Source organism: Streptomyces sp. NPDC047000, from assembly GCF_040644295.1.
GTDB lineage: Bacteria > Actinomycetota > Actinomycetes > Streptomycetales > Streptomycetaceae > Streptomyces.
The window spans coordinates 24,508-37,969 of the sequence record NZ_JBEYWE010000025.1; the positions used below are offsets into that span (position 1 = coordinate 24,508).

General features: G+C 75.1%; 11 protein-coding genes and 1 pseudogene. 5 read left to right on the top strand and 7 right to left on the bottom strand.

What is annotated here, in order from left to right; all coding sequences use genetic code 11:
* Positions 1 to 28: 28 nt before the first annotated feature.
* The 3 genes from ABZ862_RS29890 to ABZ862_RS29900 form a co-directional block, all read right to left on the bottom strand.
* Entirely contained in the window at positions 29 to 907 is an 879-nt protein-coding gene (locus ABZ862_RS29890; protein WP_360964864.1) for a hypothetical protein, read from the bottom strand.
* 38 nt (positions 908 to 945) lie between these two features.
* Complete coding sequence (locus ABZ862_RS29895) at positions 946 to 2,472, bottom strand: hypothetical protein (RefSeq protein ID WP_360964669.1); 1,527 nt, start codon at positions 2,470 to 2,472, stop codon at positions 946 to 948.
* Between the two features lie 89 nt (positions 2,473 to 2,561).
* Positions 2,562 to 3,257 (bottom strand): GntR family transcriptional regulator, encoded by a 696-nt coding sequence (locus ABZ862_RS29900; RefSeq protein WP_360964672.1) that lies wholly within the window; start codon positions 3,255 to 3,257, stop codon positions 2,562 to 2,564.
* A 285-nt stretch (positions 3,258 to 3,542) separates the two neighbouring features.
* Here ABZ862_RS29900 and ABZ862_RS29905 point away from each other — a divergent pair, with 285 nt between their 5' ends.
* The 5 genes from ABZ862_RS29905 (at position 3,543) to ABZ862_RS29925 (ending at position 8,043) form a co-directional block, all read left to right on the top strand.
* A complete protein-coding gene (locus ABZ862_RS29905; RefSeq protein ID WP_360964675.1) occupies positions 3,543 to 4,862 on the top strand; it encodes an MFS transporter in 1,320 nt (439 codons plus the stop codon).
* Positions 4,863 to 4,888: 26 nt separating this feature from the next.
* Positions 4,889 to 5,704, top strand: a complete 816-nt coding sequence (locus ABZ862_RS29910; RefSeq protein WP_360964867.1) for a putative hydro-lyase — start codon at positions 4,889 to 4,891, stop codon at positions 5,702 to 5,704.
* A gap of 88 nt (positions 5,705 to 5,792) precedes the next feature.
* Complete coding sequence (locus ABZ862_RS29915; protein WP_360964677.1) at positions 5,793 to 6,551, top strand: 5-oxoprolinase subunit PxpA; 759 nt, start codon at positions 5,793 to 5,795, stop codon at positions 6,549 to 6,551.
* Entirely contained in the window at positions 6,548 to 7,165 is a 618-nt protein-coding gene (locus tag ABZ862_RS29920; protein ID WP_360964680.1) for an allophanate hydrolase subunit 1, read from the top strand. The genes ABZ862_RS29915 and ABZ862_RS29920 overlap by 4 nt, the downstream gene beginning before the upstream one ends.
* On the top strand, positions 7,162 to 8,043 hold the full coding sequence (locus tag ABZ862_RS29925; RefSeq protein WP_360964683.1) for a biotin-dependent carboxyltransferase family protein: 882 nt from the start codon (positions 7,162 to 7,164) through the stop codon (positions 8,041 to 8,043). Before ABZ862_RS29920 ends, ABZ862_RS29925 begins: the two co-directional genes overlap by 4 nt.
* Before the next feature lie 339 nt (positions 8,044 to 8,382).
* Here ABZ862_RS29925 and ABZ862_RS29930 read toward each other — a convergent pair.
* The 4 genes and pseudogenes from ABZ862_RS29930 to ABZ862_RS29945 form a co-directional block, all read right to left on the bottom strand.
* Positions 8,383 to 9,222, bottom strand: a pseudogene (locus ABZ862_RS29930) (SGNH/GDSL hydrolase family protein); the annotation flags it as partial.
* Entirely contained in the window at positions 9,219 to 10,472 is a 1,254-nt protein-coding gene (locus ABZ862_RS29935) for a glycosyltransferase (RefSeq protein WP_360964686.1), read from the bottom strand. The pseudogene ABZ862_RS29930 and the gene ABZ862_RS29935, both read right to left, overlap by 4 nt.
* The gene (locus tag ABZ862_RS29940) at positions 10,469 to 11,632 is read right to left on the bottom strand and encodes a glycosyltransferase family 1 protein (RefSeq protein WP_360964689.1); all 1,164 of its coding nucleotides are present in this window, start codon (positions 11,630 to 11,632) and stop codon (positions 10,469 to 10,471) included. The genes ABZ862_RS29935 and ABZ862_RS29940 overlap by 4 nt, the downstream gene beginning before the upstream one ends.
* Before the next feature lie 219 nt (positions 11,633 to 11,851).
* On the bottom strand, positions 11,852 to 13,273 hold the full coding sequence (locus ABZ862_RS29945) for a HEAT repeat domain-containing protein (RefSeq protein ID WP_360964692.1): 1,422 nt from the start codon (positions 13,271 to 13,273) through the stop codon (positions 11,852 to 11,854).
* Positions 13,274 to 13,462: the final 189 nt, after the last annotated feature.

Here is a 13,462-nt window from a genome sequence, read left to right on the forward strand (position 1 = left end):
CCGGGGCTTCCGGGCGGCCGTGCGGGCCTCAGGAGTGGAAGGGGAGCCCGGCGTCGGCCACCAGGTCGAGGTCGTCCGTGTCCTCGGCGGGCAGCAGTGTCGGTGTGCCGTCGGTGACGGGGACGACGCCCAGCTCCAGCAGTTCGGCCATGGCGGCGCCGCCCGCCATGTCGCGGACCTGGAGCTGGTAGCGAGCGGTGGTGCGGTAGGTGCCGCCGTGGTCGTCGCCGGTGCGCTGCAGGAATCCGGAGTCGGTGAGGAACGCGGCGGCCTTGCCGACGATGCCGGTCGTGGAGCCGGCGAGTCTGCGGGCGTCCTTGGTGGCGCCGGCCGCGCTGCGCCGGGCCCACACCCGCCAGGCCGCCTCGAGACCGGGTGCGCCGGTGGCCGGGTCGGTGTTCTCGCCCTGCTCGGCGGACCGCTCCTCGAGCCGGCGGCAGGCCTGCCGTACGAAGGAGTCGACGCCGTTGACGCTGATCCGGCCGATGTAGCCGTCGTCGGCCAGGTCCTCGGGCCGCGGGAAGGCCAGGGCGGCGACGGCGAGGTGGGCGAGGCCGTGCAGGAAGCGGTCTCCGCCGTCGGCGGAGGTGCGGCGCGCGTAGTCGCCCATGCGGACGGCGAACACCGAGTCCTCCGCGGCGGTGACCGCCATGCCCGCGCGCGGGGACACCTCCAGCACGACGAGGCCGAGGCCGGTGGCCACCGCGTCGGCGAGCCGCGCGAACGGGGGGTCCTCCCGGTAGCGGCGCAGCAGTTCGGTGTACTCCTGGTCGCGCGCGGGCTGCAGCCTGGGCTGGAGCCCGAAGGAGACGAGCCGGGCCGCGTCGGCCGCGTCGGCGGGCGTGACGGCGGCCGTCGCCGGCGCGACGGTGACGTCCGGCTCGGTCCGGTCGGCGTGCTCGGTCACGGTGGGGTGCTCCTCGGTACGGTGTCGCTCGTCGGTCCTCATGCCGCTTCGGTGCGGTCCGCCGTCATTCCGGCGGCGTCCAGCAGGGCGGTTCCCACTATGAGGTCGGCGCCGCCGAACTCCGGGTCGTCGAGTTCCGTCCCGTCGTCCACGGCGAACAGCAGTTTCCCCTCGCCCTGCCGGTAGGCGGTGCCCACCGGGGGGCTGGCCGCGTGGACGGTGAGGAGTGCCACCAGGTAGGGCAGGTCAGGGTCCTGGCGGCGGGCCTCTGCGAGCAGCCCCGACAGCCGGCGCGGGGCGTCGGGCGGCAGGTCCAGGAGTCCGGTGGCGGCGGCCAGCTGCTCCTCGCTGAACCGGCTGTCGTCGGGTGTGGCGATGAGGTCCGGCTCGGGCATCTCGGCGCCCAGGTGCTCGCGTTCCTGCGGTGGCGTCAGCAGGATGTCGACGAGGTCGCCGACCCGGACGGAGACCGGTGTGCGCAGTCCCGTGCCCCGGGCGAAGAACGCGTCGGTGACTCGGACCGCCTGCTCCAGGGGCAGCGGCATGACGGGCGCGAACAGCTGCCCGTAGAGGTCGGTGCCCGCGGTGGCCGCCGGGGCCGCGAAGGCCTGCCGGTCCTGCTCGGCGCGGAACAGGGGGCCGGCCTCCAGCAGGCGTGACTGGAGCAGGGTGTGGCGCCGGATGCAGTCCTTGACGATGTCGACGAGTTCGGCGGCGCGCCGCTTGTGCTCGGGGTCCTCGGTCTCGTCGCGTGCCTTGCGGATGTTGGTGAGGATCGCGTTCTCGTGGCGGTAGCGGTCGGCGACGTGGTCGAGAGCCTCGGTGATCATGTCCGGCACGGCGTTCAGCCAGTCGACGGCGCGCACATTGCGCCGGGTCGCGTCCAGGGCGCGGCGCAGCGTCTCGGAGTACTGCACGGTCCGGTATCTGGCCTGTTCCGCGGCCAGCTGGGCGTCGGCGAGCCTGCCCCGGCTGATCAGCACCTCCAGCTTGACCTCGGCGGCGATCTGCGCGCTGGTGACGTCGGTGTCGAGGGCGCCGACGAGGACGTTGACCGCCTCGTCCGTCGTACGGAGGTAGACGGTGCCGCCCGGTCCGGGGACCTCCTCGACCAGCTTGAAGTCGTAGTCGCGCCGTACATAGGTGCCGTCCGGAGCGAACGTGCCGTACACGGCGCGGAAGCCGCGGTCGACGCTGCCGACGTTGATGAGGTTCTCCAGCACCCAGCGCGCCACGCGCTCGTGCTCGGCGACGGGCCGCCGCGGGGCCTGCGCGGCGATGCGCGGGATGAGTCGGGCCACTATCTGGTCGTGGTCGGCGCCCGTGTCGAAGTCCATGTTCAGGGTGACGAGGTCGATGGCCGCGAGGGCGACCTCGGCCATGCCGTAGACCGAGTACTCGCCGGCGAGGTTCGCCTTGCGGACGTCGAGGTCGTGGAGCGGGGCCGTGCAGGCGAGCGCACGCAGGCGCCGCGCCAGTCCCTCGTCGGCGGCCGGGCCCGGTGCGGGGCGCGGCCCCGCACCGGGCTGGGGCGGAACACGGTCCGTCGTCGCAGGCGAAGTCACGGTGGACAGACTAGGTCCTCGGTCTGACAACGGCCCAAACGGCGCAGAGGCGCCCCGTCCGGTCCGGCCGCCGCCGGGTTCCGGGCGTGCTACCCGTCGTCGCCCACACGCCGCCGGTACGCCTCGACCACCCGGTGCCGGGAGTCCGCGAGATAGACCGACAGCTGCTTTTCGGCCTCGTCCCGGTCGCCCGCGCCGAGGGCGTGGAGGATCTGGCGGTTGCGGACCAGGTACGGCTCGTGCAGCCGCCGGGGGTCGTCGACGAGGTGGAAGGCGAGACGCAGCTCGGCGAAGACGCTGCGCATCAGCTCGTCGGTGCGGGTGCTGCCGGCGAGAGCGACGAGTTCCCGGTGGAAGTGGATGTTGGCGGTGCCGAGTCCTTTCCAGTCGCTCTCGACGGTCGCCAGCTGGCCTTCGGTGACCGCCGAGGCGAGGCCGTCCAGCGCGTAGGGGGGCTCGCCGAGACCGCGTACGACGGCGCACTCCACGAGGCTGCGGGTGCGGTAGATGTCCTCGACGTCCTCCACCGTCAGGACCCTCACGAACACGCCCCTGTTGAGCTCGTGGACGAGCAGGCGTTCGTGGGTGAGCAGGCGGAAGGCCTCGCGGAGCGTGTTGCGGGAGACGCCGAGCGCGCCGCCGATGCTGTCCTCCGACAGCCGGGTGCCCGGCGGGAAATAGCCCTCGGCGACACGGCTTCTGAGGATGTCCGAGACCCGTTCGGCGGTGCTGGTCCGGCCCAGGAGGGCGCGGTCGTCGGCCAGTCCGGTCAGCTGCTCTGCCATGCCCGGAATTGAACCGCAGACACAAGGACGAAACAACACGGGTATTGAAGGATCGTTCAACGATCCTCTACGGTGCTCCGTACGGCGCCCCGCCCGCACGGCACCGCCCGCACCCGCATGTCCCGCACGTTCCGCGCCAACGGCACGGCGCCTCCGTGCAGCCCGCTCCGCAGATCCGGACCCCGCACACCACCCGCGCACCATCCGCACGGCACCGCCCGTCCCGCACCACCCGCACGGCACGGCTCACCCCCGCACACTCCGTCCTCCCACTGCGAGGTGCCCATGAGCTCGACCCCTCCACCGCAGGCGCTGCCCTCCCGCACCCGGCCGGGCCCGGCCGGACACGCCGCCGGGGACGGCGCGTTCGGCTGGCTGCGCGCCCTCGGTCCGCGCGGTCGCCGCGCCTTCGCCGGCGCGTTCGGCGGCTATGCCCTGGACTCGTACGACTACTTCACACTGCCGCTGAGCATGGTCGCGCTGGCCGCGTACTTCGGCCTGGACAGCGGCCAGACCGGTCTGTTCACCACCGTCACGCTGGTGGTCTCCGCCGTCGGCGGGGCCGCGGCCGGGGTGATCGCGGACCGGCTCGGCCGGGTCCGGGCCCTGATGATCACGGTGAGCACGTACGCCGTGTTCACCGTGGCCTGCGGCTTCGCGCCGGACTACGGGACGCTGCTGGTCTTCCGCGCCCTCCAGGGTCTCGGTTTCGGCGGCGAGTGGGCGGTCGGCGCGATCCTGGTCGCCGAGTACGCGAGCGCCCGGCACCGGGGCCGCACCCTCGGTGCGGTCCAGAGCTCCTGGGCCGTGGGCTGGGCGCTCGCCGCGGTCGTCTACACGCTGGTCTTCTCCCTCGTCGGCGCGGACTTCGCCTGGCGGGTGATGTTCTGGACCGGCGCGCTGCCCGCCCTTCTGGTGCTCTGGCTGCGGCGGCAGGTGCACGACGCCCCGCTGGCGGTCGCCGCCCGGGAACACCGTCCCGGGAAGGGCTCGTTCACGGCGATCTTCCGGCCCGGCACCGACGACGCCCCGGGCCTGCTGCGCACGACGGTCTTCGCGGGCCTGCTGTCGACGGGTGTCCAGGGCGGTTACTACACGCTGGCGACCTGGGTGCCGACCTATCTCAAGACGGAGCGGGGTCTGTCGGTCGTCGGCACCGGCGGCTATCTCACCTTCCTCATCTCCGGCGCCTTCCTCGGCTATCTGACCGGCGGTCACCTCACCGACCGGCTCGGGCGGCGCCGCACCATCTGGCTGTTCGCGCTGCTCTCGGCGGTCTGCACCGTGGCGTACGCGCACATCCCGAGCGGCGCCGACACGCTGCTGCTGGTGCTCGGCTTCCCGCTCGGCTTCTGTATGTCGGCCATCTTCAGCGGCTTCGGCTCGTACCTCAGTGAGCTGTACCCGACGGCCGTACGCGGTGCGGGACAGGGCTTCACGTACAACACCGGCCGCGCGGTCGGCGCGGTCTTCCCCACGGCCGTCGGCTTCCTCGCCGACAGCTGGGGGGTGGGCGGCGCGCTGGTCTTCGGCGCGGTCGGCTACGGGCTCGCGGCGCTGGCACTGCTGGGGCTGCCCGAGACACGCGGAAAGGAACTCGGGTGAGCCGGACCCACAGCACCCCGTCGGCCCTGGCGCAGGACGCTCCCGTGGTCCTCGTCGACGAGCACGCGCGCGCGTGGCACCCGAGAACCGCGCGGGCGCGGTTCCGCGAGGGTCTGACGGGCCCGACGGCCGGGGTGGCCGGGGGCCACACGCAGGTCAACCTGATCGCCGTCCCCGCCGACTGGGCGTACGACATGCTGCTGTTCTGCCAGCGGAACCCCAAGCCGTGTCCCGTCCTCGACGTGACCGACGCGGGGTCGTGGACCACCGTCCTGGCCGACGGCGCCGATCTGCGCACCGACCTGCCGCGCTACCGGGTGTGGCGGGACGGCGAGCTGGTGGACGAACCGGCCGACGTGCGCGCGCACTGGCGGAGCGACCTGGTGTCGTTCCTCATCGGTTGCAGCTTCACCTTCGAGTGGGCGCTGGACCGGGCCGGGGTGCCGATCCGCCACGTCGAGCAGGGCCGCAACGTCCCGATGTACGTGACCGACCGCCCGTGCCGTCCGGCCGGACGGCTGCACGGTCCCATGGTGGTGTCGATGCGCCCCGTGCCGCCGGAGCATCTGGCGGCCGCGATCCGGGAGAGCAGCCTGCTCCCGGCGGTGCACGGCAGTCCCGTCCACTGCGGGGATCCCGCCGGCCTCGGCATCGCCGACCTCGCCCGGCCCGACTTCGGTGAACCGGTGACGGCCGAACCGGACGACATCCCGGTGTTCTGGGCCTGCGGAGTGACCCCGCAGGCCGCGGTGATGGCCTCCCGCCCGCCCTTCGCCATCACCCACGCACCGGGCCAGATGTTCCTGACCGACGCCCGCGACGAGCAGTACCGGGTGGCCTGACACACCGGCGCGGCCCCGGGGCGGCTCACTCCGCGGCCCACGGGGCGGCACCGTCCGACGAACCGACAAGTGGGAGACACGGAGATCCATGACCTCGATCGACCTCAACGCCGACCTGGGTGAGGGTTTCGGCCGCTGGCGGCTGACCGACGACGAGCAGCTGCTGTCCGTCGTCACGAGCGCCAACGTGGCCTGCGGCTTCCACGCCGGGGACGCGGCCACCATGCGGCGGGTGTGCGATCTCGCGGCCGCGCGCGGCGTACGGATCGGCGCCCAGGTCTCCTACCGCGACCTGGCGGGCTTCGGGCGGCGTGCCATGGACGTGCCGCCCGCCGAACTGGCGGCCGAGGTGGCCTACCAGATCGGCGCCCTGGAGGTCTTCGCCCGTGCCGCGGGGGCGGGCGTGGCGTACGTGAAACCGCACGGCGCGCTCTACCACCGCGTCGTGCACGACGAGGAGCAGGCCGGGGCGGTGGTCGACGGGGTGCTCCTCGCCGGTTCCACGCTGCCCGTCCTCGGCCTGCCGGGCTCCAGCTTCCTGGAACTCGCCGGGAAGGCGGGGCTGCCGGCGGTCACGGAGGCCTTCGCGGACCGCGCCTACACCGCGGCGGGCACGCTGGTGCCGCGTGGCCGGGACGGGGCCGTGGTGTCCGAGCCGGACGCCGTGGTCGAGCGGTCGCTGCGACTGGCCCGCTCGGGCACGGTCGCGTCCCACTCCGGCGAGCACGTCGAGGTGCGCGCGCGTTCGCTGTGCCTGCACGGCGACACGCCCGGAGCGGTGCAACTGGCGCACCGTGTCCGGAGATCGCTGGAGGAGTCGGGCGTGCGGGTGGAGGCGTTCGCATGAGGGTGCTGCCCGTCGGGGAAGATGCCCTGCTCGTCCAGGTGGCCTCGGGCGACGAGGCCCACGCGCTGCACGCGGAACTGCTGCGCCGCCGTGCCCGGGGCCTGCTCACCGCGCGCGAGATCGTCCCGGCGGCGCGCACCGTCCTGATAGACGGCGCCGCCGACCCTGAACGTCTGATCTCCGAACTCACCGGCTGGGAGGTGCCGCCCGCCGCGCCGCCGGGCGGCACCGTGGTCGACATCCCGGTCCGCTACGACGGTCCCGACCTCACCGATGTCGCCGCGCACTGGGGCGTGTCCGAGCGGGACGTCGCCCGGATCCACGCGGGCGCCGAGTTCCGGGTCGCGTTCTGCGGCTTCGCACCGGGCTTCGGCTACCTGACCGGGCTGCCCGCCCGCTACGGCGTCCCGCGCCGCGCCACGCCGCGCACGGCCGTCCCCGCGGGTGCGGTGGCCCTGGCAGGTCCGTACACCGGCGTCTACCCGCGCTCCTCGCCGGGCGGCTGGCAGCTGATCGGTAGGACGGAGGCCGTGCTGTGGGACCACACGCGCACACCGGCCGCGCTGCTCGCGCCGGGCACCCGGGTCCGCTTCGTCCGGGCGGCGGGCACATGACGGACCGCGCGCTCGCCGTCGTACGCGCCGGGGTGCTCACCACCGTGCAGGACCGGGGCCGGCCCGGCCACGCGCATCTGGGCGTGCCGCTGTCCGGCGCGCTCGACGCGCCCGCCGCGGCCCTCGTCAACCGGCTGGTCGGCAACCGGCCGGAGGCGGCCGTCCTGGAGACGACGCTCGACGGCTGTGCCGTACGGCCGCGTTCGGCCGTCGTGGCGGCGGTCGCGGGAGCGCCGTGCCCGGTCGCGGTGGACGGCCGCCCGGTGGCGTGGGGAGCACCGGTCCTCGTCCCGGCCGGGGCGGTGCTCGAGGTGGGGGCCGCGGTGCGCGGGGTGCGGAGCTACGTCGCCGTGTCGGGCGGTGTGGCCGTCGAACCGGTGCTCGGCAGCCGCTCCACGGATCTGCTGTCGGGTCTCGGCCCGGCACCGCTCACGGACGGCGCGGTGCTCCCCCTGGGGCGTCCGGCAGGCCCCCACGCGCGCGTGGACGTCGCCCCGCAGCCCGGACCGCCCGCCGAACTGGTGCTCGGGGTCACGCCGGGGCCGCGCGACGACTGGTTCGCACCGGCCGCCGTACGGGCCCTCACCTCGCGCGCCTTCCGCGTGTCGGCCGCGAGCAACCGCATCGGTCTGCGTACCGAGGGCCCGGTCCTGGAACGGGCGGTGACCGGTGAGCTGCCCAGCGAGGGAATGGTCGTGGGGGCGGTCCAGGTGCCGCCCGACGGCCGCCCGGTGGTCTTCCTGGCCGACCATCCGACCACCGGGGGCTACCCGGTGATCGCCGTCGTGCGCGGCGCCGACCTCCCGGCGGCCGCCCAGGCGGCACCGGGTACCCCGGTCCGTTTCGTGGCCGCGGGCCGCGGCCGGGGCCGCCGCTGACCGGGCGCCGACGCGGTCGCCGGGTGCCTACGCCGCCTCCGAGGCGTGGACCGGGTCCGGCCCGTACGTCGTCCGCGGCTCGTAGCGTGTCCCGGCTCCGTCGGCCGTGTCCGGCCCGCCCGGCGCTTCGGACTCGTGCAGCGCTTTCGGCCCGCCGACGGTCGCGCACACGCCGACTGTCGCAGAGCCACCGACGGTCGCAGAGCCACCGACGGTCGCGGACCCGTCGGCGGTCGCGGGCTCGTCGGCCCTGCCGGGGGCGGCTGCCGTGGCCGGAGCGGGCAGCGCCGCCGTCCGGTGCGGCGGGGCCGGCGCGTGCGCCGTGCCGGGACCCCGGGTGTCCGGGCGGTGCCGGACGGGCAGCGCCGCCAGGGCCGCGGCCACCGCGTGTGACGCGCCGAGATCGAGCCGGGCACCGGTGCCCCTGGCCCGGTGGCGCATCTCGTCCGCGGCGAGCCTGAGGAGCTGTGGAAGCAGGTCGGTGCAGCGCCGGGCCACCCAGGCCGTGCCCGCGGTGGCCAGCCACCGCAGACTCGCCGACCTGGTGGGCGCGGGGAACTCCGGCTCCGGCGAGGGTGCGGGACCGGTGGCGAGCCCGGTCTCGGCGAGCAGTACGTGGAACCGGACGGCGAACTGCCGGTGTCCGCGCTCGCTGGGGTGCAGCCGGTCAGCGCTCCACATCGCGCGGTCTCGGGTCCAGTCGTCCCCGTCGGCGTGCAGATGGACGGCGCCGTAGCGCTCGGAGAGCGCGTGCACCACCGTGTTGACGGCCCGCTGCCGTCGCGCGAGCGGGCGGGCGAGCACGCCGGGCAGCCCGAGCATCGTGCCGGGGTCGGGCAGACAGGCGGTGAGCAGGACGGCGCCACGGGCGGTGAACGCCGCGCACACCTCGTCGAGACGTGCCGCCACGGCGTGGATGTCGAAGGTACGGCGCAGCGTGTCGTTGACGCCGATCACCACGGACACCAGATCGGGCCGGATCTCCAGCGCGGCCGGGGTCTGCCGTTCGAGCACGTCGCGGGTCTGGGCGCCGCTGACCGCGAGGTTGGTGAACGCCACGGGCACCTCGGAGAGCCCGTGGGCGAGCAGTGCGGCCCAGCCGCGCCACCCGCCGCCGACCGGATCGCCCATGCCCTCGGTCAGGGAGTCACCGAGGGCCACGAAGCGGAGTGGTCTCATGCCGTTCCCTCCGGCACGGACGGCACGGACGGCACGGATCCGGCGGACGACGTGGCACCCGGGCCCGGGGCAGGCTCCGGAGCCGCGGCCGGCGTCCGGGTCCCCCGCACCGGCACCGCCGCGTCGTGCGCCGCCAGGAAGGCGTCCACGGCCGTGTCCCACCCGAAGCACTCCGCCCGCGCGCGTGCCGCCTCGCGCCGCTCGTGTCCGGCACGCTCCAGGAGCCCTTCGACGGCATCGGCGAACGCGGCTCCGTGGTCGGCGGCCGTGGCGCCCGCCGCGCCGATGACCTCCGACAGGGCGGACGACGCGCTGGCCACCACCGGCGTGCCGCACGCCATGGCCTCCAGGGCGGCCAGTCCGAACGTCTCGGCGGGCCCCGGTGCCAGGCACACGTCGGCGGACGCCTGGAGCGCGCCGAGCAGCCCCCGGTCGGCGACATGCCCGAGGAAGGTCACCGGCAGCCCGCGCTCCCGCGCCCGCTGCTCCAGCCGGGCCCGGAGCGGACCGTCGCCCGCGATCACGAGCACCGCCCGCCGCCCGCGGCGCCGCAGCGCCTCCAGGGCTTCGAGGGCGGTGCCGGGCCGTTTCTCCACCGACAGCCGCGAGCACATCACCAGCAGGACCTCGTCCTCCCCCGCGTACCGGGCGCGGAGCCCGGTGTCGCGCAGCGCCGGGTGGCGCTGGACGAGGTCGACGCCGAGCGGGGCGCGGACGACGTTGCGGGCGCCGATGCGCACGAACTCCCGGGCGGCGAACTCGGTGGTGCACACGACCCGCGCGTACGTGTGGGCCGTCCGGGTGTTGAGGGCGTCCGCGGTGCGCCGGGACAGGTTCTCGGACAGGCCCCAGGTGCGCAGGACACCGTCGGCACTCTCGTGGGACACCATGACCGCGGGGACCCGGGCGCGCCGGGCCCAGCGGCCGGTCCAGCGCAGCGTGGTGCGGTCGGAGACCTCCAGACGGTCCGGGGCGAGTTCCTCCAGCAGGGCGGCGACACGCCGTTTGTCGGTGAGGACCCGGTAGCCGCCGGTACCGGGCAGCAGCGGGCCGGGGAGGGTGATCACCCGGCCCTGTTCGGTCTCCTGGTCGGTGCGGTGCTCGCCGGGCACGACGAGCACGGGTCTGTGGCCCGCCGCCCGGAAGCCCTTGCCCAGTTCGCGCAGCGCGGTGCGCAGTCCGCCGGAGGAGGGGGCGACGAAGTTGGCGAGCCGGACGATGCGCAGCCCTTCGGTTCCGGTGCCGGTCATGCCGCCACCACCGTCCTGCGGGCGCTGAGGACGTCCTCGTAGTGCGCGATGAGCTGGTCGCCGACGGCCGCCCAGGTGCGGCCCTCGACGGTGGTGCGCGCGGCGGCGCCGAAGGAGTGCCGCAGGGCGGGGTCGGCGGCCAGGGCCCGCACGGCGTCCCGTACGGCGGCCGCGTCGCGCGGCGGGACGAGGAATCCGGTGCGCCCGTGGTCGACGAGGTCGAGGGGGCCGCCCGCGGCCGGGGCGACGACGGGCACGCCGCTGGCCATGGCCTCCTGCACGGTCTGGCAGAAGGTCTCGAAGGGGCCGGTGTGCACGAAGACGTCGAGGGAGGCGAAGATCCGGCCGAGTTCCTCGCCGGTGCGGCGGCCGAGGAAGACCGCGCCGGGCAGGGCCTCGGTGAGATGCGCCTGGCTGGGGCCGTCGCCGACCACCACGACCCGTACGCCGTCGAGGCCGCAGACCCCCGCCAGCAGTTCGACCTGCTTCTCGGGGGCGAGCCGGCCGACGTAGCCGACGACGAGTTCGCCGTTCGGGGCGAGTTCGCGGCGCAGCGCGTCGTCCCGCTTGTCGGGGCGGAACCGCACGGTGTCCACGCCGCGCGGCCACAGGGCGACCCGGGGGACGCCGTGGGCCTCCAGGTCGCCGAGGGCCGCGGTGGACGGGGCGAGGGTGCGGTCGGCGGCGGCGTGCACGGAGCGGATGCGCCGCCAGGCGGCGGCCTCACCGGCGCCCATGTAGGTGCGGGCGTATCCGGCGAGGTCGGTCTGGTAGACGGCGACGGCGGGGATGCCGAGCCGGGTGGCCTTGGCCATGCCGCGGACACCGAGGACGAAGGGGCTGGCCAGGTGGACGAGGTCGGCGCGGTGCTCGGTGAGCGCCGCGGCGACACGCCGGCTGGGGAGGGCGACGCGGACCTGGGGGTAACCGGGGAGCGGGAGGGAGGGGACACGGACCACGGGGCACGGCGCCGAGGCGTCGGGCCCGGAGCGGTGGGGGCCGCCCTGCTCCGGCACGGCGCCGGGCCGGGCGGAGGCGGCCGGGGCGACGACGAGCGGGGCGTGACCGCGATCGACGAGGTGTCGGGCGGTCTGGAGCGCGCAGTGGGCCACGCCGTTCACGTCGGGGGGAAAGGATTCGGTCACGATGACGACACGCATACCGGTGTTGTCGCCGTGCCGGACGTGGCCGCGTCAACGTGGATCTTTCCGTACGAGGAACGTCCCATGAGCGTTGGCCTGCGCACCCGAGCAGGTCAGCCGGTGTCCACGCCCGCCTGTGCCCCGGGTCACCCCTCGTTCACGTTTCGGGCGGAATGCCGCACGTCCTCCTCACGGGTGCCCCCCTCGTGCGGCGCCCGTGGCCGCCGGCGCGCGCCCTCATCCCACCGGCGTGTCCGGCGGTCCGATGCGGCTGCGTACGGCGGTCTGGACCTCGTCCTCCTCCGCCGGGTCGGCGGCGAGGCGGCGCAGTCGTTCGACGACGCGTGCGTCGCCGGTCTCGGCGTGCCGGGCGGCGAGTTCGCGGGTGGTCTCCTCGCAGTCCCACAGGCATTCGACGGCGAAGCCGGTGGCGAAGGAGGGGTCGGTGGCCGCCAGCGCGCGGGCGGCGCGGCCCCGCAGACGGGACGAGGCGGTCTCGCGGTAGACATGGCGCAGGACGGGTGCGGCGCAGACGATGCCGAGCCGTCCCGCGCCGTCGACGAGGGTCCACAGGGTCGGCGCGTCGGGGCCCTCGCCCCGTACGGCCTCGCGCAGGGCCGCGAGGACGAGGTCGCTGTCCTGGGCCGAGCCGTGGCAGGCGAGCACACGTCCGGCGGCGGCGCCGAGTGCGTCGGGCCGCCGGGCCCAGCCGCGGGCGCGGTCGACGGCGGCGAGGGCGCGCATGCGTTCGAACGCGTCGAGGGCGGCCTCCACCACGGGTGACGTGCCGTCGGCCACCGCGGCCTCGACCAGTTCCAGGGCGGCCGGGTCGCCGGCGTCGGCGAGATAGCGCAGCGCGGTGCAGCGGGCGCCCTCGCTGCCGTGCCGGGCGGCCCGCAGGATCTCGGGCCGGTCCTCGGGGGCCGCCACGGCGGTGAGACAGCGGGCGGCCGGGACGTGCAGCGCGGCGCCGCGTTCGACGCCCTGCTGGGCCCATTCGAGGACGGCTGCCACGCTCCATCCGGGCCGGGGGCCGGAGGGTCGCAGCTGGCGCTGCCAGCGGTCGAAGCAGCCGGTCTCGTGTGCGGCACGCACCCGCGCGGCGATCGGTTCGCGGGGGTCCTCGGCCCACAGCCGCCAGGGCCGTGGCTCGAAGGCGTCCCGGACGACGGCGGCCAGCTCGGCGTCGCCCTCGGCGCCGGCCGGGAAGCGGGCCAGCACGGGCGCGGCGAGGGCGCGCAGGCCGGCGTCGTCGTCCCTGAGGGCGAGCTCGTCCAGGGCCCAGGCCCAGTTGGAGCCGGTGGCGGCGTACCTGCGCAGCAGGTCGAGCGCGTCACGCCTGCCGTACGAGGCCAGGTGCCCGAGGACGGCGAGGGCGAGGCCGGTGCGTGACTCGTCGGTGTCGAGCACGTCCTCGGTGTCGAAGAGGTGGGCCTCGACGGCGTCGAGGCCGCCGCCCAGGTCCAGGTAGAGGCGGGCGTAGTAGAGCGAGCGGTTCTCCACCTGCCAGTCGTGACGGGGATCGCTCAGCACACAGTGGTTCAGCGCCGCGAGCGCTTCCGCGCGCGGGGCGGTGAGCGCGTGCAGCGTGCCGTCGCCGCGGCCCCGCTGGAGCAGGCCGAGCAGCGTGCCGCTGGGCGCTATGACCGGATCGAACATGGGAAACAGCCTCACATCAAGCGTCGACGCAACCGGGGACCACGCACTACCTGGCCGCGTGACAACACGTCGGGGCGCCCGCCGTCTCTTGCTTGCTGTAGACCATCTTCCTCTGCCTCTCGTCGGTGGCCCATGCGGGCCGCATCACGGTCCGCGTGGTGCGGCAACACCTGCCCAGCCATCGCGTCC

Excerpts from the sequence above, each read along its gene's own strand:
- ABZ862_RS29935 (WP_360964686.1), bottom strand. The coding sequence starts at position 10,472 with ATGACCGGCACCGGAACCGAAGGGCTGCGCATCGTCCGGCTCGCCAAC.
- ABZ862_RS29915 (WP_360964677.1), top strand. The coding sequence starts at position 5,793 with ATGACCTCGATCGACCTCAACGCCGACCTGGGTGAGGGTTTCGGCCGC.
- ABZ862_RS29945 (WP_360964692.1), bottom strand. The coding sequence starts at position 13,273 with ATGTTCGATCCGGTCATAGCGCCCAGCGGCACGCTGCTCGGCCTGCTC.
- ABZ862_RS29940 (WP_360964689.1), bottom strand. The coding sequence starts at position 11,632 with ATGCGTGTCGTCATCGTGACCGAATCCTTTCCCCCCGACGTGAACGGC.
- ABZ862_RS29905 (WP_360964675.1), top strand. The coding sequence starts at position 3,543 with ATGAGCTCGACCCCTCCACCGCAGGCGCTGCCCTCCCGCACCCGGCCG.
- ABZ862_RS29920 (WP_360964680.1), top strand. The coding sequence starts at position 6,548 with ATGAGGGTGCTGCCCGTCGGGGAAGATGCCCTGCTCGTCCAGGTGGCC.
- ABZ862_RS29925 (WP_360964683.1), top strand. The coding sequence starts at position 7,162 with ATGACGGACCGCGCGCTCGCCGTCGTACGCGCCGGGGTGCTCACCACC.
- ABZ862_RS29900 (WP_360964672.1), bottom strand. The coding sequence starts at position 3,257 with ATGGCAGAGCAGCTGACCGGACTGGCCGACGACCGCGCCCTCCTGGGC.